We start from the raw sequence: 19,858 nt of genomic DNA, 5'->3' as shown, positions 1-19,858 counted from the left end.
CCCACCACCCGGGCCGCCGCGCGGCTGTTCGGCTCAGTGCTTGAGCCGGCGGCTGCCCTGGTGCCAGTCCTCCTCCCTCCCCGCCGCGTCGGACGAGACGCCGAACGCCGGCAGCTGCAGCCGCTCCCGCAGGCTGCGCTTGAGCTCGGCGAAGCCACCGAAACGGGCGAGCCCGAGCACGTGGTCCCACAGCTCCACGGCCTCCTCGTCGGAGGGCCGGCGGCTGATGACCGGCCCGAAGAACGCGACGCCGTGCGGAGGGTCGACGTGCAGGATCGGCGTGCCGACGTCACGGCCGGTGAGTGCGAGCGCCTCGTCGGTCTCGGCCTGGATCACCGCGTCCCACGACGGGTCGTCGAGCGCCTCGGCCAAGGAGACCGGCAACCCCGCGTCCTCCAGCACCCGGACGACGTGTTCCGGGGAGCCGTCCGGGCGGGCCCGCTCCTGTGCGTCCGGCGGCGGAGGGACTTCGAAGAAGTGCTCACCGAACGAGGCCTGCAAGCGGTCGACCGCGTCGGGCCGAGCTCGGCGCGGGCCTTCGCCGCGACCCGCAGCATGCGCAGGCCGGCCGTGTGGCCGGCCTCGTACTCCGGTGGGAAGTGAGCGTCGTAGTCGATGTGGGAGTTGAGCAGGCGGAGGGAGATGAACCGCCACTCCACCGTGTAGTCCCGGGCCGCCACCACCTGCCGGACCCACTTGCTGGTCATCCAGGCGAACGGGCAGACCGGATCGAAGTAGAAGTTGAGGTCCGCCACGACATCCACCTCACGTTCCGGGCGCGCGGTCCCGGTGGGGCGCCCGATCGATACTCCCACGACGCCCCGCGATCCCGCCTGGTCCGGTCCGCGCCAGGCCGATACCCGAGCCCTCGCCCGGTTCCGTTTGCCGGCAGCTCCGATGGTTACCACACCGGGCACGGACGCACCCGACCCGAAAGGTGGCCGCCACCCATGAAACGACCACGGAGTACAGCGGTGGCCGCCGCCGGCGCGGCGACGGGCGTCGTCGCGGCCTGGATCAAGGCGCTCAGTGAGCCTCGGCTGCAGCAGGTCACCGAGCGGCTCTGGCCACCGAAGCCCGAGCAGAAGGAGATGGTGGGGGCCGATCCGGCCGGTCACCCCGACAACGCGCCCCCCGCGCTCATCGTCGACTCCGTGACGCGGGCCGTGGCGCATCGCCCCGCGACCCGGGACGAACGGGTGAAGGGCACGCTCGTCATCCACTACGTGTTCGGGGCAGGGCTGGGCGCCGCCTACGCCCTCCTCACGCAGCACCGCCCGGAGATCGCCCGCGGTGCGGGCAGCCTCGCGGGCGCCGCCCTGTACGTCCTCACCCACGGCACGGCGCTCCCGATCCAGGGCCTGCAGGAGCCGCCATGGCGGCTCCCGGCCTCGGCCGTGGCCTGGGGGTTCTCCTCACATGTGGTGTTCGGTGTCGCCCTGGAGCTGCTGCGGCGCGCCGTCGTCGAGCCGATCTCCCACCGCTAGCCGGCGCCGTTCCAGATGTCGACGGCCAACTTCCACTCCCCCGCGGCCTCCCGGCGCCACAGCACGACGTACTTGACGGAGTCCGTCATCGGCTCACCACCCTCGGGCTTGATCGCGAGTGACGCGGTACCGATCTCGTGCGCCGCGTCGTCACCGTCCTGGACGAAGGAGAGGGTCCTCAGCTCGATTCCCCGCAGGCCCATGTCCATGACGCCCTGCCAGAACTTCGTGATGGCGTCGCGGCCGTTGGTCATCGGCCCGTTCGGCGGCAACAGCACAGCGTCATCGGTGTAGACCGACCCGACCGCGGCCGCATCCCCTTGCTCGAGCGCCTCCTCGAACCGCCTGTTGACCTGATCGATCTCGGTACGGATCCCGCTCTCGGCCTGGACCATTCGAATCTCCCCCTACCTGTGACCGAGACGCACCCCCATCGGGTGCGCGCTGACGGCGAGGGGCACGGTAGGAGCTTCGACGAGGGGGCGGTACCGCGAGACGGCCGCTGCCGGGTCGCATTCGGTACGTCTGCGCTACAGGCGCTTCGACGGCGGCGCCACGCGAAGGCGGCACCGCCGTCGACGGCCGGGCAGCGGTCAGTACTTCCGGGTGTTCCCGAGCGCCCACTGCAGGTACGCCTCGGCGTAGTCCACGTTGCCCTTGTCGACCACCCTCGTCGGCACGTTGATGATCTTGGCGACGGTCTCGCCGAGGACGGCGTTGTGGAACACCGTGTCGATGAACGTGATGGCCTGGTCGACGCTGCCGACGTCGAGGCTCGCGGTCAGCTTGCCGTTGCGGATGGCCTGCATGCCGGACACCAGCCCGTCGGCGCCGACCACCACGACGCCGGCCTTGCCGTCCCACTGCTTGATGCCGCGGGCGTCGAGGGCCTGCGAGGCACCGAGGGCCATGTCCTCGTTCTCGCCCCAGATCGCCTGGATGTCCGGGTCCCGGGTGAGCAGGTCCTGGGTGGCGCTGAGACCCTGCTGCCTCAGGTAGCCGCCGTTCGCGGTGCCGGCCACGGTGAGGCCGGGGTGCTCGCCGAGTGCCTTCTCGAAGCCGATCTGGCGCGCGGCGGACCAGTCCGAGCCGGGGGGCCCGGTGATCTCGAGGATCTTGCCCTGACCGCCGAGCTTCTCGGCGATGTACTTGCCGCACAGGTAACCCGACTGCCAGCGGTTGTCGTAGCCGATGCTCGAGATCGCCTGCAGCTGCTCGACCGGATAGATCTCGACGGGCTGGTTGAACTGGTAGATCTTCGTGCCCGCCGCCAGGGCCTTGCTGTAGACGCCCTGCATCGTGGCGAAGTTGGCGCCGGTGCAGATCAGTACCACGTCGAACTTGCGCTGCACCCAGCTCTGCACCGTCTGCACCTGCTGCTCGACGGCGTTGAAGTTGCCCGTCGGAGAGGCCCGTTCCCACTTCCAGCGGACGCCGTAGGCGTCCTCGTACTCGCCCATCCGGCGAAAGGCGGCCGCCTCCATCTGGCTGTACCACTCCGACAGGACCGGTGGGGTCCACCCGATCTGCACGGTGCGTCCGTCCACGATCTTGCGAACGGCCTCCTGGTAGGCGCCCCCGCCCCCCAGGCCGGTGCCACCGCCGCCCCCCTCGGCGGACGCGGCCGAGACCTGCTTGGAGCTGCAGGCCGAGAGCAGGGCGCCGGAGCCGACGGCGCCACCCACCAGGGCGGCCCGGCGCAGGAAGGACCGCCGCGAGCCGGCGGCGGGCGGGAGGGAAGGGTCGTTCACGGCGTCCTCCAGGACGGAGATCGGAGAGGAGTGCGGCGGGTGCGGGCAGGGGCCGTCACGGCGACGGGGCGGCGCGGCCGAGACGGCGGGAGAGAGAGGCGCTCGCGCGGTCGAGCCCGACGGCGACCAGCAGAATCGTGCCGACCGCCACCGGCTGCCAGGTCGGGCTGACGGAGGCGAGGTTGATGACGTTGCTCGCGACGGTGAGCGTCAGCGCGCCGAGCACGGCGCCCAGGACCCGGCCCCGGCCCCCGGCCAGCGCGGCGCCGCCGATGACGGCCGCGGCGATGGCCTGGATCTCGTAGCCGACGCCGATGGTCGGCGCGACGGCCGTGGTGCGCCCGGCCAGCAGCACGCCCGCGCAGGCGGCGAGCGTGCCGCTGAGGACGTAGGCGGTGATCCGCACCCGGACCACGTCCACGCCGGACAGCCGCGCGGCCTCGCGGTTGCTGCCGACGCCGTACGCGTGCCGTCCGAAGCTCGTGCGGCGCATGATGAACGCGACGACCACCGCGATCACCGCCATCGCCAGGATCGGGGCGGTCAGGTCCCCGACCAGCGGCGTCACGCCCCCCAGCGTGTCGTAGACGGGGATCATGAAACCGGTGAACGGCACACCCCCGGTCCACAGGTACAGCAGGCCGCCGGCGACGCCGAGCATGGCGAGCGTCGCGACGAAGTCGGGGATGCCGAGCTTGGTGACCACCAACCCGTTGACCAGGCCCAGGCCCGCCCCGGCGCCGACGGCGAGCAGCAGACAGAGGCCGAACATCATGCCCTGGTTGACCAGGTAGGCCATCACCCCGGCACTGAGGCCCAGCACCGAGCCGACCGACAGGTCGATCCCGCCGGTGATGAGCACGATCGTCATCCCGATCGCCAGCAGCGCGACGAACACCATCTGCTGGGCGAGGTTGTACCAGTTGCCGTAGGTCAGGAAGGCCGGCGCGAGGAACGTCATCACCACGCAGATGAGCACGAGCAGCCCGACCACGCCGGCGCTCGGCCGCCGGACGACCTCGCGGAGCAGGCCGGTGGGCCCGCGGCGGGCCACGGGAGATGGCGGGGCGGTTCCGGGCGAGGTCGCCGGGGATGTGGTCAGCGAGGTCATGACGTTCGTGCCTCTCGGGCGGAGCCGGCGAGCGGCTGGACAGGTCGGGGATCCTCGTTCTCGGGGGCCGGGCCGCGGACGGGCGCGCTCGGGCCGGGGGGCCCGTCGGCCGGCCGGTCCGCGCCGAGCAGCCGCGAGAGCGCGACGCGGCCGACGACCCGATCGAGCGCGACGGCCGCGACGATGGACAGACCGGTGACGATCGTGAACCACAGCGGGTCGACACCCAGCAGCTGCAACCCCTGGCTGAGCGTGCCGAGGAACACCGCGCCCAGCACCGCCCGCCACACGCTGCCGCGCCCGCCGGCCAGGCTGATCCCACCCAGGACGGCGGCGGCGATTGCGGTGAGCTCGTAGCCGCTGCCGAGGCCCGACTGCACGGAGTTCAGTTTCGAGGCGAGCAGCACGCCCGCCCCGCCGGCGCACGCACCGGAGAGCACGTAGACCCCGAACCGCACCCGCCGCACCGGCACCCCGGCCAGCTCGGCCGCACGCGGCCCGATGCCGGCCGCGTAGGCGGAGCGCCCGAACGGGGTGGCGACCAGGACGAACTCGAGCACCAGCACCACGACGACGGCGATCAGCACCGGAGCGGGCACGCCGAGGACGCTCCCCTGGGTCAGCCACGCGAAGGCGTCGGACTGCACGCCCGTGAGCTGCACGTCCGAGGTCACCACCTGCAGCAGCCCGGCGCCCACGCTGAGCATCGCGAGCGTGACGATGAAGTCGTTCACCCCGAGCAGAGCGATGACGGCGCCGTTCACGACCCCGGCCACGAGGCCGGTCCCGATCCCGACGAGCAGGCCGACCGGCAACGGCAGCCCCGCCATCAGCGCCCACATCGTGGTGGCGGCGCTCAGGCCCGTCACCGAGCCCACCGAGAGGTCGATGCCCCCGACCACCAGGACGAACGCCATGCCGGCCGCGAGCAGGGCGATGATCACCGTCTCGACCAGCAGGTTGGCGATGTTCCCACCGGTGAGGAAGAACGGGCTCGCCAGCGAGAAGAAGACGACCATGCCGACGAAGATCACGGCGACCGCGACGCCCTCGACGGCGAAGGCGCGAGCCAGGCGACGGGACGCGCTCATCACGCCACGCTCCGGGCCGCGAGGGACACGATCTCGGCGGAGACCCGCTCGTCGGCCTCGAGGTCGTCGCCGCGCAGGTCCGGCCGGACCTCCCCTGCGATCGCCCCCTCACGCATCACCAGGATGCGGTCGCTGACGTGCAGCAGCTCCGGGATCTCCGAGGAGATCACCAGCGCGGCGCCACCACCCGAGACGAAGCGGTGGATGAGCCGGTAGACCTCGGCCTTGGCCGCCACGTCGATGCCCTGCGTCGGTTCGTCGAAGATGATCAACCGCGGTCCGGTGAACAGGCAGCGGGCGATGACGATCTTCTGCTGGTTGCCGCCGCTGAGGTTGCGGATCCGCTCGCCGGCGCTGCTGGTCCGGACCCCCAGCTCGTCGATGTAGTCGCGGGTCACGGCCCGCTCCCGGCGACGGTCGAGCATCAGCCCCAGCCGGGCCACCTTGCCGAGCCGGGAGACGGTCGTGTTCTTGTCGAGCGGGAAGTCGGCCAGGATGCCCAGCGTCTTGCGCTCCTCCGGCACCATCGCGATGCCGAGCCGGTAGGCGTCGCGCGGGTGCCTGATCCGCACCGGCTCCCCGTCGACCAGGATGCGGCCGCCGTCGATCCGGTCGGCTCCGAGGATCACCCGCGCCAGCTCGGTGCGGCCCGCGCCGGCCACCCCGGCGACGCCGAGGATCTCGCCGCCCGCGATCGTCAGGCTCACGTCCCGGAGCACCGGGCGGCGGGAGACGTTCTCCAGGCGCAGCACCTCGGCACGGGGGCCGGCCGGCCGCTCGACGGGCGTCCGGTCCTCGGCGACCACCCCGAGCGACGTGGTCTTCCGCCCGACCATCAGCCGGACCAGGTCCGCGGGCGTCGACTCCGTGGTGTCGGTCGTCGCCACGGTGCGCCCGTCGCGCAGCACCGTGATCCGGTCGGCCAGCCCGTAGAGCTCGTCGAGGCGGTGGGTGACCCAGACCAGCGAGATACCGCGCTCGCGCAGCCGGCGCATGTGGTCGAACAGCACGACGCGCTCCTCCTCGGCGAGGCCGGAGGTGGGCTCGTCGAGGATGACGAGGCGGGCGTCGAACGCGAGCGCCTTGATGATCTCGACGACGTGCTGGGTCAGGGCCCCGAACTCGCCCACGGGACGGCGCAGGTCGCGCTCGGTCAGGCCGAAGTCGGCGATGACGCCCTGCACGCGCGCGCTCATGGCGCGCTCGTCGAGCAGGCCACGGCCGAAGGGCCCACGGCGCAGCTCACGGCCGAGGAAGATGTTCTGCAGCACCGTCAGCTCGGGTGCCAGCGACAGCTCCTGGTGGATCGTCGTGATGCCGAGGTCCTGGGCGTCGCGGGGACGCCGCAGCTGGACCGGTTCGCCTGCGACGAGGACCTGACCCGACGTCGGCTGGGTGGTACCCGACAGGACGTTGATCAGCGTCGACTTGCCGGCACCGTTCTCACCGAGCAGGGCGTGGATCTCTCCCGCTCGCACATCCAGGGAGACCCCACCCAGGGCCACCACCCCGGGGTAGTGCTTGACCACGCCCTCGACCCGGAGCAGCTCCTGCGGCTCCGGCTCCTGCGTGTCCTGATCAGGCATGTCGCCCGCCTCGCCTATGAGGCCACCTGGTGACCAGGTGGTCTGACCAATGAGAGTGGCGCAGACCATAAGCAGGCCCCTCGCGGACCGTCAATGCTGCAAACGGCCCAGTCCATCGCCCCCATGGCCGCGGTTTCGACGACTCGTTGACGCCGGGCCCGGCCAAGTGGTCTGATCACCTGAGAACCTGCTCCCGCATCGTCGCGCCAGGGCGCGCGCACTCATCCTTCGGATCGACAGGAGGCGTCGTGTTGCCCACGGCCACCATGCGCAAGTTCCTCAACGACCCCGGCGAGGCGGTCCGGGACTCCCTCGTCGGCCTCGCGGCCGCCCACCCCGGGGTCCTGCGCTACGACACGGCGAACGGCATCGTCGTCCGGGCGGACGGGCCGGTCCCCGGCAAGGTGGGCGTGGTCTCCGGTGGCGGCTCGGGATGCGAGCCCCTGCACACCGGTTTCGTCGGCCACGGGATGCTCGACGCCGCGGCCCCGGGCCAGGTGTTCAGCTCCCCCGTACCCGACCAGATCATCGCCGCCACCCACGCGGCCGACGCCGGCGCCGGCGTGCTGCACGTCGTCAAGAACTTCACCGGCGAGGTCATGAACTTCGAGATGGCCGCCGAACTGGCGGCCATCGACGGAGCGGTCGTCGAGACCGTCGTGGTCAACGACGACGTGGCCGTCCTCGACACGCCCGGCACGGCCGGCCGCCGCGGACTGGGCGCCACCGTGCTCGTCGAGAAGCTCGCGGGGGCGGCGGCGGAGCGCGGGCAGCCGCTGGACGCCGTCGCGGGCGTGGCGCGCCGCGTCGTCCACCGCGCCCGCTCGTTCGGAGTCGGGTTGTCCTCGTGCACGCCGCCCGTAGCCGGCCGGCCAATCTTCACGCTGCCCGACGGGGAGATCGAACTGGGCATCGGCATCAGCGGCGAGCCCGGCCGCCGGCGGGTACCCATGCGCAGCGCCCGGGAGCTCGCCGCGCTGATCGTCTCCGAGGTGCTGACCGACCTGGCGCCCACACCGGGCGCCCCGGTGCTGGCGATGCTCAGCGGCATGGGCGGCACCCCGTCCTCGGAGCTGCACCTGCTCTACGGCGAGGTGGACCGGTGTCTGCGCGACGCGGGCGTCGAGCCGGTCCGCCGCATCGTCGGCAACTTCATCACGTCGCTGGAGCAGTCGGGGGCCGCACTCACGGTCCTCGAGCTCGACGACGAACTGATCTCGCTGTGGGACGCACCCGTCCACACGGCCGCTCTGCGTTGGGGGATGTGACATGACCGACACCAGCACCACCATCGACGGCCGCGCGCTGCGGGCCTGGCTGCACGAGTTCGCCCGCCGGGTCGCCGAGAACAGCGACCACCTCACGGCGCTCGACTCCGAGATCGGCGACGCGGACCACGGGTCCAACATGCACCGCGGGATGGCCGCGGTGGTCGCGGCGATCGACGCCGACGCAGGCACGGAACCGGGACCGCTGCTCAAGCTCGTGGGGCGCACCCTGGTGAGCACCGTCGGCGGCGCCGCGGGCCCGCTCTACGGCACCCTGTTCCTGCGCATGGCCGCCACCGCCGGTGACGCCGGTCCGCTCGACGCCGCCGGGTTCGCGAAGGCCCTGCGCGCCGGGCTTGAAGGCGTGGCCGCTCGCGGGCGCACCGAGATCGGCGACAAGACGATGGTCGACGCCCTGGCCCCTGCGGTCGACGCGCTGGAGGCCCGGCTGGCGGCCGGCGCCGCACCGGCCACCGCGCTCGCCGCGGCGGCGGCCGCCGCAGCCGCGGGCCGCGACGCCACCGCCGGCCGGATCGCCCGCAAGGGCCGGGCCAGCTACCTGGGTGAACGCAGCATCGGTCACCAGGACCCCGGCTCGGCGTCGGCGACACTGCTCGTGGAGGCGGCGGCCGCCGCGCTCGGCACGGGCGCCGACGGGCAGGCCTGAGCCATGACAGGGATCGTCGTGGTGTCCCACAGCCGCGCGCTGGCCGACGCGGCCGTGGCCCTGGCCGGGGAGATGGTCCACGACCAGGACGTGCGGATGGTCGTCGCCGCCGGGCTGGACGAGACCACGTTCGGCACCGACGCCGTGCAGATCCTCGACGCGGTGACCGACGCCGACCGGGGTGACGGCGTCGTCGTGCTCATGGACCTGGGCAGCGCCGTTCTCTCGGCCGAGCTGGCGCTGGACATGCTCGACGACGACGTGCGGGAGCGCACCCTGCTGTGCGCGGGGCCGTTGGTCGAGGGGCTGGTCGTGGCGGCCGTCGCCGCTGCAGGCGGCTGCTCCCCCACCGAGGTCGCCGCCGAGGCCGAGGCTGCGCTGCAGGCCAAGCAGTCCCACGTCGGGACCGCTCCGGCCCCGGCTCCGGCGGAACCGGCTTCCCACGCCGGTCCCGAGGGGCCCAGCGGAATCGAAGGATCCTTCGTCGTCACGAACGCCCACGGACTGCACGCCCGCCCCGCGGCACGCCTCGTGCGCCGGGTGGCCGCGCTGGATGCCCGGGTGCACCTGCGCAACGCGACCGCCGGTTCGGCGTGGGTACCTGCGACGAGCCTGTCCAAGGTGGCCACCCTTGCCGTCCTGCAGGGTCACGAGGTCGAGGTGCGTGCCGAGGGGCCCCAGGCCCGCATGTGTGTCGACGAGCTGGTCGCGCTCGCCGCCGACGCCTTCGGCGAGTCCACCAGAGACCCGGAACCTGTGTCACCGGCCTCGGCGGGTCATCGAGGAGGGCCTCTCGGCGCCGCCCCGGGAATCGGGGTCGGCCCCGCCGCCCTTCCGCACGCGTCCGACACCCCGGTGGACGCCTTCGACGTGCCCGACGCCGGCACGGACTCCCCGGAGGCGGACCTCGCCCGGCTCGACGACGCCCTGACCACCGCGCGGGGCGAGATCCGGCGGGTCCGTGACGACATGGCCGGGCACCCCGACACCGACGCCGCGGCGATCTTCGACGCCCACCTCGTCCTCCTCGCCGATCCCGACCTGCTCGACGACGCCCGCGCGCGGATCCGCGCGGGCCGGGCGGCGGAACCCGCGTGGTGCGCCGCCGTCCTGCGGGTGGCGGGCGAGCTGGAGGCCCTGGCCGACCCGTACCTGCGGGCACGGGCGGCCGACGTGTACGACGTCGGGCAGCAGGTCCTGCGCGCGCTGCACGGGGAGAAGGGGACCGGGCCGGACCTGAGCGGCGTGGTGGTCGCGGGTGACCTGGCCCCGGCCGAGGTGGCGGCGCTGGACACCGACCGGGTCGTCGCGATCGTGCTCGCGTTCGGCAGCCCGACCGCGCACAGCGCGATCCTGGCCCGTGCCCGCGGCATCCCGGTGATCTGCGGGGCGGGCCCCGCCGTCCTGGGCCTCGACCCCGGCACGCTGCTGGCGGTCGACGGTGGCACCGGCGAGCTCGTCGTCGACCCCTCCCCCGAGGTCACCGACCGGTTCCGGGCGCGAGGTGCCGCCCTCGCCGAGCGGAACCGCCACGCGCTCGCCGAGTCCGCGTCGCCGGCCGTGACCGGCGACGGCGTGCACGTCCTTGTGGGCGCGAACGTCGGGTCGCCCGCCGAAGCCCGGTCCGCCGCTGCGGCCGGAGCGGACCTGGCCGGTCTCGTGCGGACCGAGTTCCTGTTCCTGGGGCGCACGCAGGCCCCCGACGTCGACGAGCAGGAGCGCGTCTACCGGGAGATCGCGAAGGCGTTCGGCGGCAGGCGGATCACGCTGCGCACCCTCGACGTCGGCGGGGACAAGCCGCTGCCCTACCTGCCCGGACCGGTCGAGGCGAACCCGTTCCTCGGCGTGCGGGGGCTCCGGCTCTCGCTGGCCAGGCCCCAGCTGCTGGCCGAGCAGCTGCTCGCCGTCGTGCGGGTCGCCCACGACGTGCCGGTCAGCCTGATGTTCCCCATGGTGAGCACGTGCGAGGAGCTGCTCGACGCCCGGCGCCTGCTCGACGAGGCGATCACGGCCGTCGGCCGCGGGACCCCGCCCGACCTGCAGGTCGGGATGATGGTGGAGGTTCCGGCGGCGGCCCTGCGCGCCGCGTCCTTCGCCCCGCACGTCGACTTCTTCAGCATCGGGACGAACGACCTGACGCAGTACGCGCTGGCCGCGGAGCGCGGCAACCCTGCCGTGGCCGGGCTCGGCGACCCACTCGACCCGGGCGTGCTGCGGCTGATCGACTTCGTCTGCCGCGGCGCCGACGGCCACGCGCTCGTCGCGGTGTGCGGTGAGCTCGCCGCGGACGAGCACGCCGCGGCGGTGCTGATCGGGCTCGGCGTGCGGGAGCTGAGCGTCGGCCCGGCCGCGGTGCCCGGGGTCAAGCAGGCGGTGCGGGCGGTGGACGGCGATGCGGCCGCGGCGCTGGCCGCGCGGGCGCTAGCCGCCGACGGCCCCGCCCGCGTCCGGGAGCTGATCAGCCCGGCGGGCTGAGGGCCTCAGGCGACGGGCGCGGAGCGCTGGTGCTTCGCGTACCACCGCCGGCCGTGCCAGCGCTGCTGGTGCCAGGCGAACAGCGGCAGCGGCCCGGGCGGGGTCAGCCAGTACGAGCCGGGCGGCGGCACCGGGGCCGAGCGGCGCAGTGGCAGGTCGGCGACCACCACCTGCGGTTCCGGCGTCGGAGCCATCGCGAGGACGGTCCCGTCGGCGGACCAGACACCGGTCGCGGGCACGAAGCGACCCCGGTAGCGCAGCGGCGGCAACCCGGGCATGGGGCACGCCACCTCGCCGCTGTGGGACGCGTGCACCACCGCAGCCCCGACGTGCCGGGCGAAGCGCGCCGGTGCCTCAGTCGCCCGCGCAGTGTTGGCCGCGTCCCACGCGTCGAACACCCGACGTGGCTGCCAGCGCGGGACCGTCCACCAGCCGCTTCCGCCGAGCACCACGTCGACGCGGCCGGCGAGGCGGGTGACCGTCTGTCGGCGCGTCAGCTCCCAGCAGACCGCCAGCCCGATCGTGGTGTCGTCGACGACGACCACGCCGTCGTCCGAACCACCGACGTACAGGGCGTTCTCCCACATCGTCGGGAGGTCCTTGTCGTGGCGGCCGCGGATACCGGTGCGGTCCACGAGCAGGACGGCGTTACGCACCTCCCCGTCGGGGTCACGCACCAGGAGGCTGCCGCTGAGCAGGACGTCGTGCGCCGCGGCCCAGCTCTGCATCGCCTGCACGGCGGGCCCGTCGATCGGCTGCGCCGCCGCGGCGACCGACGGCAGGAACGCCACCCCGCTGGTGAAGAACTCCGGCAGGGCGATCCACTCGGCGCCGTCGCGGGCGGCCTCGGACACCAGCCGCCCCGCCTGCTCGAGGTTCGCGTCGACGTCGCCCAGCACGGCCTGCAGCTGGACGGCGGCGACCCGCCGCGCCTCCGACGGATCCGTCGTGCTCATCGCTGTCCCTCTCGTTCGCCGAACGCCCGAATCTTCACAGGAGGGGCGCGGCGTCCGGTAGCCGGGTGGTCGCCGTGCGTCACGGCGGGCGGCGTCTACTCGGTCTCAGAGGCCGGCGAGGGTCTTGGTGAGATAGTCGAGGCTGCGCCGGAGGACCTCGTCCTCGCTCCCCGTGCCGGGCATCAGGTAGTCGATCTCGACCGCGAGGAGCCCGGTGTAGCCGGCGGCGTCCAGGGCGCGGAGAGCACGGGGAACGTCGATCAGGCCGGTTCCGGTCTCGACACTCGGCCAGAACCCGAACGTGTGCGGATCGCCCTGATATGCGGCGATGTCCTTGAGGTGCACGGCTCTGGCGTAGGGGGCGAGCAGCTCGATGGCGGGCATGACGTCCTCGAGCATCCGCAGGTTGTTCCCCGTGTCGAGGCAGAGGCCCAGAGCGGGGCTGTCCACCGCCTCCACGAGTTCGACGGCCTCGTGCGCGAGCAGGTCGGCATGGTTCTCCATCGCGAGGACGACCCCGCGGCGCTCGGCCTCCGCGGTGGCTTCGCGCAGCAGGGGAAGCAGGTTCCGGCGGTGCTCACGCCAGCTGTCGGGGCGGGTCCGGCGCCCGCCGGCGCAGATCCGCATCACGCGGGCGCCGAGCCGCCGGGCAACGTCGAGGTTCGCGACCAGATCGGGCAGCGCGTCAGGGCGGGTACCGGAGCCGAGGCCGTCGGGGTGCCCCCAGGCCCAGACCAGCTCCATGCCGTACCCGTCGATGCGAGTGCGGAGCTGGTCGAGGTGCACCGGGGAGGCGTCGTCCAGGGCGAAGTGCTCGATGCTGATGCCTTCCACCTGGTGACCGGCGGCGCGGTCGATGAAGTCCTCCACGCTCATCCGCGCGGCCGGGGCCTCCTCCAGACCGGGATAGATCTCGCCGAAGTAGCGGTGGTAGCAGTAGGAATCGATGGCGGTCTTCATGAGGCTCCCGGTCGTACGGTCGGTCTTTGGAAGTGGGAGTGAGGCTCAGGCCGGGACCGGCCGGTGGTCCGGCAGGCTCAGACCGGACAGGTCCTCGGCGGCGGCCTGGAGTTCGGGCGCGAACTCGGACATGCGCTCAGGTGTGAGCCGGACGGACGGACCGGCGATGCTGATCACGCCGACGACGGCTCCCTGGTCGGCACGCACCGCGACCGCCATGGCGGAGGTGCCCGCCTCGAAGGTGTCGTGGACGGTGGCGTAACCACGCTCGCGGGTCGTTCGCAGCCGCTCACGGATGTCGTCGAGCTCCTGCGGAGCCGCCGGCCCGTACTCCTCGAGGCTGCCGATGCCCTGCCGGTAGATCATCGAGAGGGCCTCGTCCTCGGGCAGATCGGCGAGCCACGCGTGACCGCTGGCCGAGCAGCTCAGCCGCACAGTGGATCCGGTGTCGGGGTCGTAGCGCAGGCCCGAGCGAGCTCCCCTGGAACTTCGAGACCCAGACCAGGTCGGTGCCGTCGACCAGGCTCAGCCGGACCAGCTCTCCGGGCGTCTCGGCGAGCTGCTCGAGGACGGGCTTGGCCAGCTGGGCGAGGTCGTTGGCGGCCAGGTGTTTGAGACCGAGCGCGACGAACCTCAGCGTGAGCATGTAGTTGCCCGACTCGGCGTCCTGGCGCACGTAGCCGCCACCGGCGAGATCGGCGAGCAGCCGGTGGGTCGCACTTCGCGGGATGCCCAGGGAGTCCGCGATCTCCGACAACGCGAGACCCCCGACCCGTCCGGCCAGCGTCTCGACCACGGCCATCCCGCGTACCAGCGCACTGCTCACGGCCAACCCCTCCTCGGGTGCGGAACCTGCTCGAGCGCGGCGGCGTCGAGGTCGTACCCACCGTAACGGAAGATCTGAACGGACTTCCACTATGGAACAGCATTCCAAATCGTGTTAGCGTCCGTCGCGTCGCTGGACCGGCCGTCCGTCGACACCCACTCACCGCATACGCACCGAGGACGCCGTGATGCGACGGCCTCGTGAGCGAAGACGCTCCGGGAGAACTGATGACCGACTCCTTCGTCGCCGCCCCTTCGGACGGTCCGACGGCAGGCCGGAAGCGCCCCAGGCGGGCCGCCGTGGCCGCCTTCGTGGGCAGTGCCCTCGAGTACTACGACTTCTACATCTACGGCACCGCTGCGGCGCTCGTGTTCAACAAGGTCTTCTTCCCCACCAGCAGCGCGGCCACAGGGACCCTGTTGGCCCTGGCCACCTTCGGTGTCGGCTACGTCGCCCGGCCGGTCGGGGCGTTCGTGCTCGGGCACTTCGGCGACCGCTACGGCCGCAAGAAGATCCTCATCTTCACGCTGCTCCTCATGGGCGTCTCGACGTTCCTGGTCGGCTGCCTGCCCACCTACGCCTCGATCGGCGTGTGGGCCCCGATCCTGCTGGTCGTGCTGCGGCTGCTGCAGGGGTTCTCCGCGTCGGGCGAGCAGGCCGGCGCGAACTCCATGACGCTCGAACACGCCCCGGACCACCAGCGGTCCTTCTTCACCAGCTTCACCCTCAGCGGCACCCAGCTGGGCCTCATCCTCTCCAGCGGTGTCTTCATCCCGGTGGCCGCACTGCCGGACGAGGCCCTGCTGTCCTGGGGATGGCGCGTCCCGTTCTGGCTGAGCGCCGTCGTCGTGGCGGCCGGGCTGGTCATCCGTCGATCGCTGACCGAGACCCCGGTCTTCGAGGAAGAAGCCGCGAAGGACGAGGTCGAGAAGCTTCCCCTGGCCGTACTCTTCCGCGAGCACTGGGCCGATGTCCTCCGCATCGCGCTCAGCTCGCTGGTCTCCACCGTCTCCACGATCTTCGGTGTCTATGCGCTGTCCTTCGCCACCGGCACCGTCGGCGTCCCCCGCTCGACCATGCTGTGGCTGACGGTCGCCGCCGCGTTCGTCGCGCTCTTCTCCATCACCGGGTGGGCCAGGCTCGCCGACCGGGTCGGCCGCAAGCCCGTGTACCTCTTCGGCGTCCTCGGCAGCGCCGGCCTGATGTTCGCCTACCTGTGGTCGCTCTCCACCGGCGTGGTCGCGTTGTTCTTCGTCTTCGGCATCCTGATGTCCGGCGTGGTCTACCACGCCCAGAACGGGGTCTTCCCCGCCCTCTACGGCGAGCAGCTCCCGACCAGGGTCCGGCTCTCCGGCATGGCCATCGGCACCCAGATCGGGTTCGCGCTCTCCGGGTTCATGCCCACCCTCGCCGCCGCCGTCGCCGGCGAAGGCACCGGCGGCTGGCTCCCGGTCGCGCTCCTCGTCCTGGCCTGCTGCGCCGTCTCCGCGGCCGCCACCCTGGGGATGCGCGAGACCTTCCGCACCCCGATGGCCCTTCTCGGCGTGCGGACCCCGAAGGATGAGAGCGCCCGGATTCCCGCCTGACCGGCGCAGACGAACCACGACTCCCTCGACGAAAGGTGACCGAGATGCGCATCGCGGTCCTGCACGGCCCGAACCTCAACCGGCTCGGTGTCCGGCGCCCCGACAAGTACGGCACCACGACCCTGGCCGACATCACCAAGCACGTCGACGAAGCCGCAGCCCGGCTCGGCGTCCAGGCCATGCATTTCCAGTCCAACGCCGAGTACGCGCTCATCGACTGGATCCACGAACACCAGCACGAGTTCGACGGGATCGTCATCAACCCCGCCGGCCTCACCGCTGCCGGCTACTCCTTGCTCGACGCCGTCCGGGATCCCGGTTACCCCTTCGCCGTCGTGCACATCTCGCAGTACCACGCCATCGACGGCAAGGAACGCGACGACATCTTCGCCAGCACCGCCGCCGTCTACATCACCGGAGCCGGCTGGCGCGGCTACTCCTACGCACTCGAAGCGATCTTCCACAAGATCGACGAAGCGACGCCCGCCGGCTGAGGCCGCACGCTCCAGGTACCTCAGATCGGCATCCACGGAAAGGACACGCCGTGCCCACACCTCTGCGCATCGGGCTCATCGGGGCCGGCCGCATGGGCCGCAGCCACGCGATCGCCATCGCCGCGAACCCCGGCGCCGAGCTCGTCGCGATCGCCGACCCGGTCGACACGACCCTCGCCGCCGAGACGGGGGCGCGGCTGCACGACAGCCACGCCGCGCTCCTCGAGCACGGGGGCGTCGACGCGGTGATCATCGCCAACCCGAACGACCAGCACGTCCCCACCACCCTGGACGTCCTGTCCGCCGGTGTCCCGGCGCTGCTGGAGAAGCCCGTCGGGATCGACATCGCCGAGGTGCGCAGGCTCGCCGACGCCGTGGACCGGTCGGGCGTGCCCGTGCTGGTCGGCCACCACCGCCGCCACCACCCGCTGATCCAGCAGGCCCACCACGCGATCGGCTCCGGCTCCCTGGGGCGGGTCGTGGCGATCACCGCGCTGTGGCTGACCCGGAAACAGGACGAGTACTTCGACGGCTGGCGACGCCGCCCCGGAGCCGGGGTCCTGCTGATCAACCTCGTCCACGACCTCGACGTGCTCCGGCACCTCTGCGGTGAGATCACGGCCATCCAGGCCGTGACCAGCAACGCGGTTCGCGGGTTCGAGGTCGAGGACACGGCCGGCCTGCTGCTGGAGTTCGAGTCCGGCGCGATCGGCACCCTCACCGGGTCCGACGCCGTCACCGCTCCGTGGGGCTGGGACCAGAACGCCGGCGACGACCCGCAGTTCGCCGAACAGCCCGATCAGCCCAGCTACTTCATCGCCGGCACCCACGGGTCGCTCACCGTCCCGAAACTGCAGCGCTGGACCTATCCGGGGCAGGCCGACTGGCGTGCCCCCCTCACCTCCGACTACCTCACCCGCCCGCGAGGGGGCTCGCTGCAGAACCAGCTCCAGCACTTCATCGGGGTCGCTCGGCATCAGGAGGCACCGATCGTCTCCGTCGCCGATGCCGGGCGCTCCCTGGCCGCGGTGGAGGCCGCCCAGTCCGCTGCACGCACCCGGACCCGAGCCACGCCCCAGAGCATCGCGGTCTCGCACGCGGCGGACACCGACCGGATCCTGGCGTAGCGAGGGCGAACCCTCGCCGGTCCGGCGTCCGGTGAGCTCACTGCAGAGGTGGCGAGGCCGTTCGGCACACATCGTCGACCCACGACGAGGGTGCGCTATTCGACCTTCCCGGTCGTCCCTCGAGGGACGAGCTCGACGCCATGGCGATGAAGCTGGGGAGGCCCGCCCTCCCCCGCCATCCGCTTGGCCAGCAGGTCCAGCGCGTCACGGGCCATCGCCTCGAAGGGCTGCCGCACGGTCGTCAGATCGATCATGGCCCAGCCGGACGCCGGAATGTCGTCGAAGCCCACGAGCGAGACGTCGTCGGGGATCCGCACACCTCGCCGGAGGGCGACGTCCATCGCCGTGATCGCCATCGTGTCGCTCGCACAGAAGATCGCTGTCGGCCGCTCGGAGTGGTCGAGCAGTTCGTTCATGCAGCCTGCGCCGCTGTCGTAGGTGGAGTCACCGCGTCGGATCAGCTCGTCGTCCAGACCGACACCCAACCGGTCCAGGGCTGCACGGAAGAGATCGACACGCCCACGCCCGCTGGAGGTGTACCGGGAGCCGGCGATCATGCCGATCCTCCTGTGGCCCAACTCGACCAGGTGTCGGGCGACTGCGCGGCATCCGCCGTCGTCGTCGGGCAGGACCTTGTCCAGCTCGACTCCCGGCGCGTCGCGGCTGATCAGCACTGCGGGCACGCGATGGGCGAACCGCGCGACGACCTCGGACTCGACGGTGGCCGAGGCGAAGACGATGCCGTCGACCGCGCTCGTCGCGAGATCGAGCACGTCGTGGGGGCTCGCGCCGTCGTCACGCTCCTTGAACAGCATCATCCGCAGCTCTCGCGTGCGGAGTTGCTCGTGCAGGGTCGTGATCAGCGCCGGGTAGATCGGGTTGGTGATGTCGGCGACGACCACTGCCACGACCCCGGAACGGCGGGTCACGAGACCGCGCGCGATCGGGTCGGGCGTGTAGCCGAGCCTGGATGCCACCTCGAGAACGAGCTCGCGGGTCTTCGGGGCGACCCGCGGATCGCCGCGGAAGGTGCGGGAGACCGTCGTCTGGGAGACGCCCGCCTCCCGCGCAACGTCCCAACCAGTGCTCGTCATCGCTCTCCGTCCGCGTCGTGCTCCTGACGGATAGTAGGCGCCCCGTTGACTCGAAGAGACCGGCTCCGCGCCCCTTGCACCGAAATGACTACGCAGTCATACTCCGATGACTACGTAGTCCAAGCCCCCAGCCGCTCCCGACGACGAGGACGACCAGCGTGAAGATCGCAGTTCTGCAAGGCCCCAACCTCGACCGGTTGGGCAAGCGGCGGCCGGACAAGTACGGCACCCGCACCCTCGCGGACATCACCGAGGACATCGAGAAGACCGCCACGGACCTCGGCGTCGAGGTGACGCAGTACCAGTCCAACCACGAAGGCGCGCTGATCGACTGGCTGCGCACCTGTCAGGACGAGGTCGACGGCATCGTGATCAATCCGGCCGGTCTGACCCCGTACGGCCGCTCCCTTTACGACGCGCTCGCCGACTCGGACCTGCCCATCGCCGTCGTGCACATGTCAGCGATCTTCCGCTACGAGCGGCAGGCGCACCCTGACATGTTCGCGCCGCTGGCCTCCGTCTACATCGCCGGCCTGCGCGCGAAGGGGTACCCCATCGCCCTGCGCAGCCTGTGCGAGCACATCGAGGATGCCGCCCGTGTCTGAGCCGTCCGGGCAGACCTTCTGGCCGGGCCGCTTCGCGGGCCGCGGGTTCGTCGTCACCGGTGCCGTCGGCGGCATCGGCCGCGCAGTCGTCGATCGCCTCGCCGCAGAGGGCGCCACCGTCCTGGCCACCGACGCCGTACCCAGCTCCGAGCCGGACACCGACCGCGTGACCCGCACCGTCCTCGACGTCGGCGATGCAGAGGGCTGGGCCGCCACGGTGAAGCAGGCCGTCGACATCGGCGCCGCCGACGGCCTCGCGCTGTGCCACGGCATCTCGCAGCCTCTGGTGCCGACTGCCGAGCTCGAGCTCGCCGACTGGCAGCGCGTGCTCGACGTCAACCTCACCGGTTGTTTCCTGGGCATCAAGAGCATGGTCCCGGAGCTGCGAGGCCGAGGATGGGGCCGGATCGTCGCGCTCGCCTCCATCGCCGCCAAGGAGGCCAACGTCGAGGAACACGCCTACGCCGCCTCCAAAGCCGGGCTGGTCGCCCTGGTCAAGAGCGTGGGCAAGGAACTCGCGACCACCGGTGTCACCGCCAACGCGGTTGCGCCCGGCCCCGTCGGTACCGAGCTGTTCTACCGGCTCGGGCCCGAGCACAACGCCGACCGGCTCCGCCGCGTCCCGATGGGCCGTCCAGCCACGACCGGGGAGGCCGCCGCGTTGATCTGCTGGCTCCTCTCCGCCGAGGCCAGCTACTCCACCGCGCAGTGCTTCGACCTCAGCGGCGGACGCGCGACCTCCTGATCGACCGCTACCCTCCCTCTCCCGACAAG

18 protein-coding genes and 2 pseudogenes are annotated in these 19,858 nt (G+C 72.1%); 9 read left to right on the top strand and 11 right to left on the bottom strand.

Translation table 11 applies throughout. From position 1 onward, the window contains the following. Nucleotides 1-33: 33 nt before the first annotated feature. Nucleotides 34-707, bottom strand: a pseudogene (locus WBK50_RS10615) (mycothiol-dependent nitroreductase Rv2466c family protein). 243 nt (nucleotides 708-950) lie between these two features. Here WBK50_RS10615 and WBK50_RS10610 point away from each other — a divergent pair. Next, nucleotides 951-1,487: a DUF1440 domain-containing protein gene (locus WBK50_RS10610; protein WP_341335428.1), complete on the top strand. Its 537-nt coding sequence runs from the start codon at nucleotides 951-953 to the stop codon at nucleotides 1,485-1,487. On the opposite strand, the gene WBK50_RS10605 is transcribed toward WBK50_RS10610, so the two are convergent. The 5 genes from WBK50_RS10605 to WBK50_RS10585 form a co-directional block, all read right to left on the bottom strand. Then, the gene (locus WBK50_RS10605) at nucleotides 1,484-1,882 is read right to left on the bottom strand and encodes a YybH family protein (protein WP_341335427.1); all 399 of its coding nucleotides are present in this window, start codon (nucleotides 1,880-1,882) and stop codon (nucleotides 1,484-1,486) included. The genes WBK50_RS10610 and WBK50_RS10605 overlap by 4 nt on opposite strands. A gap of 198 nt (nucleotides 1,883-2,080) precedes the next feature. Then, nucleotides 2,081-3,238, bottom strand: a complete 1,158-nt coding sequence (locus WBK50_RS10600) for a sugar ABC transporter substrate-binding protein (protein ID WP_341335426.1) — start codon at nucleotides 3,236-3,238, stop codon at nucleotides 2,081-2,083. Between the two features lie 55 nt (nucleotides 3,239-3,293). Then, entirely contained in the window at nucleotides 3,294-4,349 is a 1,056-nt protein-coding gene (locus tag WBK50_RS10595) for an ABC transporter permease (RefSeq protein WP_341335425.1), read from the bottom strand. After that, nucleotides 4,346-5,440, bottom strand: a complete 1,095-nt coding sequence (locus WBK50_RS10590) for an ABC transporter permease (protein ID WP_341335424.1) — start codon at nucleotides 5,438-5,440, stop codon at nucleotides 4,346-4,348. The genes WBK50_RS10595 and WBK50_RS10590 overlap by 4 nt, the downstream gene beginning before the upstream one ends. After that, nucleotides 5,440-7,026, bottom strand: coding sequence for a sugar ABC transporter ATP-binding protein (locus WBK50_RS10585; RefSeq protein WP_341335423.1), 1,587 nt, complete (start codon nucleotides 7,024-7,026; stop codon nucleotides 5,440-5,442). The genes WBK50_RS10590 and WBK50_RS10585 overlap by 1 nt, the downstream gene beginning before the upstream one ends. A 266-nt stretch (nucleotides 7,027-7,292) precedes the next feature. Between WBK50_RS10585 and WBK50_RS10580 the strand changes: the two genes are divergently transcribed. From WBK50_RS10580 to ptsP, 3 genes are read left to right on the top strand one after another with little or no spacing between them, the layout of a single operon-like run. Continuing rightward, nucleotides 7,293-8,294: a dihydroxyacetone kinase subunit DhaK gene (locus WBK50_RS10580; RefSeq protein WP_341339356.1), complete on the top strand. Its 1,002-nt coding sequence runs from the start codon at nucleotides 7,293-7,295 to the stop codon at nucleotides 8,292-8,294. 1 nt (nucleotide 8,295) lies between these two features. Continuing rightward, nucleotides 8,296-8,961, top strand: a complete 666-nt coding sequence (dhaL, locus tag WBK50_RS10575; protein ID WP_341335422.1) for a dihydroxyacetone kinase subunit DhaL — start codon at nucleotides 8,296-8,298, stop codon at nucleotides 8,959-8,961. 3 nt (nucleotides 8,962-8,964) lie between these two features. Then, a complete protein-coding gene (ptsP, locus tag WBK50_RS10570) occupies nucleotides 8,965-11,436 on the top strand; it encodes a phosphoenolpyruvate--protein phosphotransferase (RefSeq protein WP_341335421.1) in 2,472 nt (823 codons plus the stop codon). Between the two features lie 5 nt (nucleotides 11,437-11,441). On the opposite strand, the gene WBK50_RS10565 is transcribed toward ptsP, so the two are convergent. From WBK50_RS10565 to WBK50_RS10550, 4 genes and pseudogenes are all read right to left on the bottom strand, one after another. After that, on the bottom strand, nucleotides 11,442-12,392 hold the full coding sequence (locus WBK50_RS10565; protein ID WP_341335420.1) for a carbon-nitrogen hydrolase family protein: 951 nt from the start codon (nucleotides 12,390-12,392) through the stop codon (nucleotides 11,442-11,444). A 105-nt stretch (nucleotides 12,393-12,497) separates the two neighbouring features. Then, a complete protein-coding gene (locus tag WBK50_RS10560) occupies nucleotides 12,498-13,352 on the bottom strand; it encodes a sugar phosphate isomerase/epimerase family protein (RefSeq protein WP_341335419.1) in 855 nt (284 codons plus the stop codon). A 45-nt stretch (nucleotides 13,353-13,397) separates the two neighbouring features. Beyond that, nucleotides 13,398-13,787: an IclR family transcriptional regulator domain-containing protein gene (locus tag WBK50_RS10555; protein ID WP_341335418.1), complete on the bottom strand. Its 390-nt coding sequence runs from the start codon at nucleotides 13,785-13,787 to the stop codon at nucleotides 13,398-13,400. A gap of 241 nt (nucleotides 13,788-14,028) precedes the next feature. Then, nucleotides 14,029-14,178, bottom strand: a pseudogene (locus tag WBK50_RS10550) (helix-turn-helix domain-containing protein); the annotation flags it as partial. A gap of 227 nt (nucleotides 14,179-14,405) precedes the next feature. Here WBK50_RS10550 and WBK50_RS10545 point away from each other — a divergent pair. The 3 genes from WBK50_RS10545 to WBK50_RS10535 are packed head-to-tail and all read left to right on the top strand — an operon-like array spanning nucleotide 14,406 to nucleotide 17,385. Beyond that, complete coding sequence (locus tag WBK50_RS10545; protein ID WP_341335417.1) at nucleotides 14,406-15,764, top strand: MFS transporter; 1,359 nt, start codon at nucleotides 14,406-14,408, stop codon at nucleotides 15,762-15,764. A gap of 44 nt (nucleotides 15,765-15,808) precedes the next feature. Then, nucleotides 15,809-16,258: a type II 3-dehydroquinate dehydratase gene (locus WBK50_RS10540; protein ID WP_341335416.1), complete on the top strand. Its 450-nt coding sequence runs from the start codon at nucleotides 15,809-15,811 to the stop codon at nucleotides 16,256-16,258. A gap of 50 nt (nucleotides 16,259-16,308) precedes the next feature. Then, nucleotides 16,309-17,385: a Gfo/Idh/MocA family protein gene (locus tag WBK50_RS10535; RefSeq protein ID WP_341335415.1), complete on the top strand. Its 1,077-nt coding sequence runs from the start codon at nucleotides 16,309-16,311 to the stop codon at nucleotides 17,383-17,385. Nucleotides 17,386-17,480: 95 nt separating this feature from the next. On the opposite strand, the gene WBK50_RS10530 is transcribed toward WBK50_RS10535, so the two are convergent. Then, on the bottom strand, nucleotides 17,481-18,479 hold the full coding sequence (locus WBK50_RS10530) for a LacI family DNA-binding transcriptional regulator (protein ID WP_341335414.1): 999 nt from the start codon (nucleotides 18,477-18,479) through the stop codon (nucleotides 17,481-17,483). Between the two features lie 158 nt (nucleotides 18,480-18,637). On the opposite strand from WBK50_RS10530, the gene WBK50_RS10525 reads away from it, so the two are divergent. After that, nucleotides 18,638-19,084 (top strand): type II 3-dehydroquinate dehydratase, encoded by a 447-nt coding sequence (locus tag WBK50_RS10525; RefSeq protein ID WP_341335413.1) that lies wholly within the window; start codon nucleotides 18,638-18,640, stop codon nucleotides 19,082-19,084. Beyond that, a complete protein-coding gene (locus tag WBK50_RS10520; protein WP_341335412.1) occupies nucleotides 19,077-19,829 on the top strand; it encodes an SDR family NAD(P)-dependent oxidoreductase in 753 nt (250 codons plus the stop codon). Before WBK50_RS10525 ends, WBK50_RS10520 begins: the two co-directional genes overlap by 8 nt. Nucleotides 19,830-19,858 lie beyond the last annotated feature (29 nt).

The organism is Pseudonocardia sp. T1-2H, assembly GCF_038039215.1.
Classification (GTDB): domain Bacteria; phylum Actinomycetota; class Actinomycetes; order Mycobacteriales; family Pseudonocardiaceae; genus Pseudonocardia.
The sequence above is the reverse complement of the archived record's forward strand: the minus strand, read 5'-3'. Positions and strand labels throughout refer to the sequence as shown.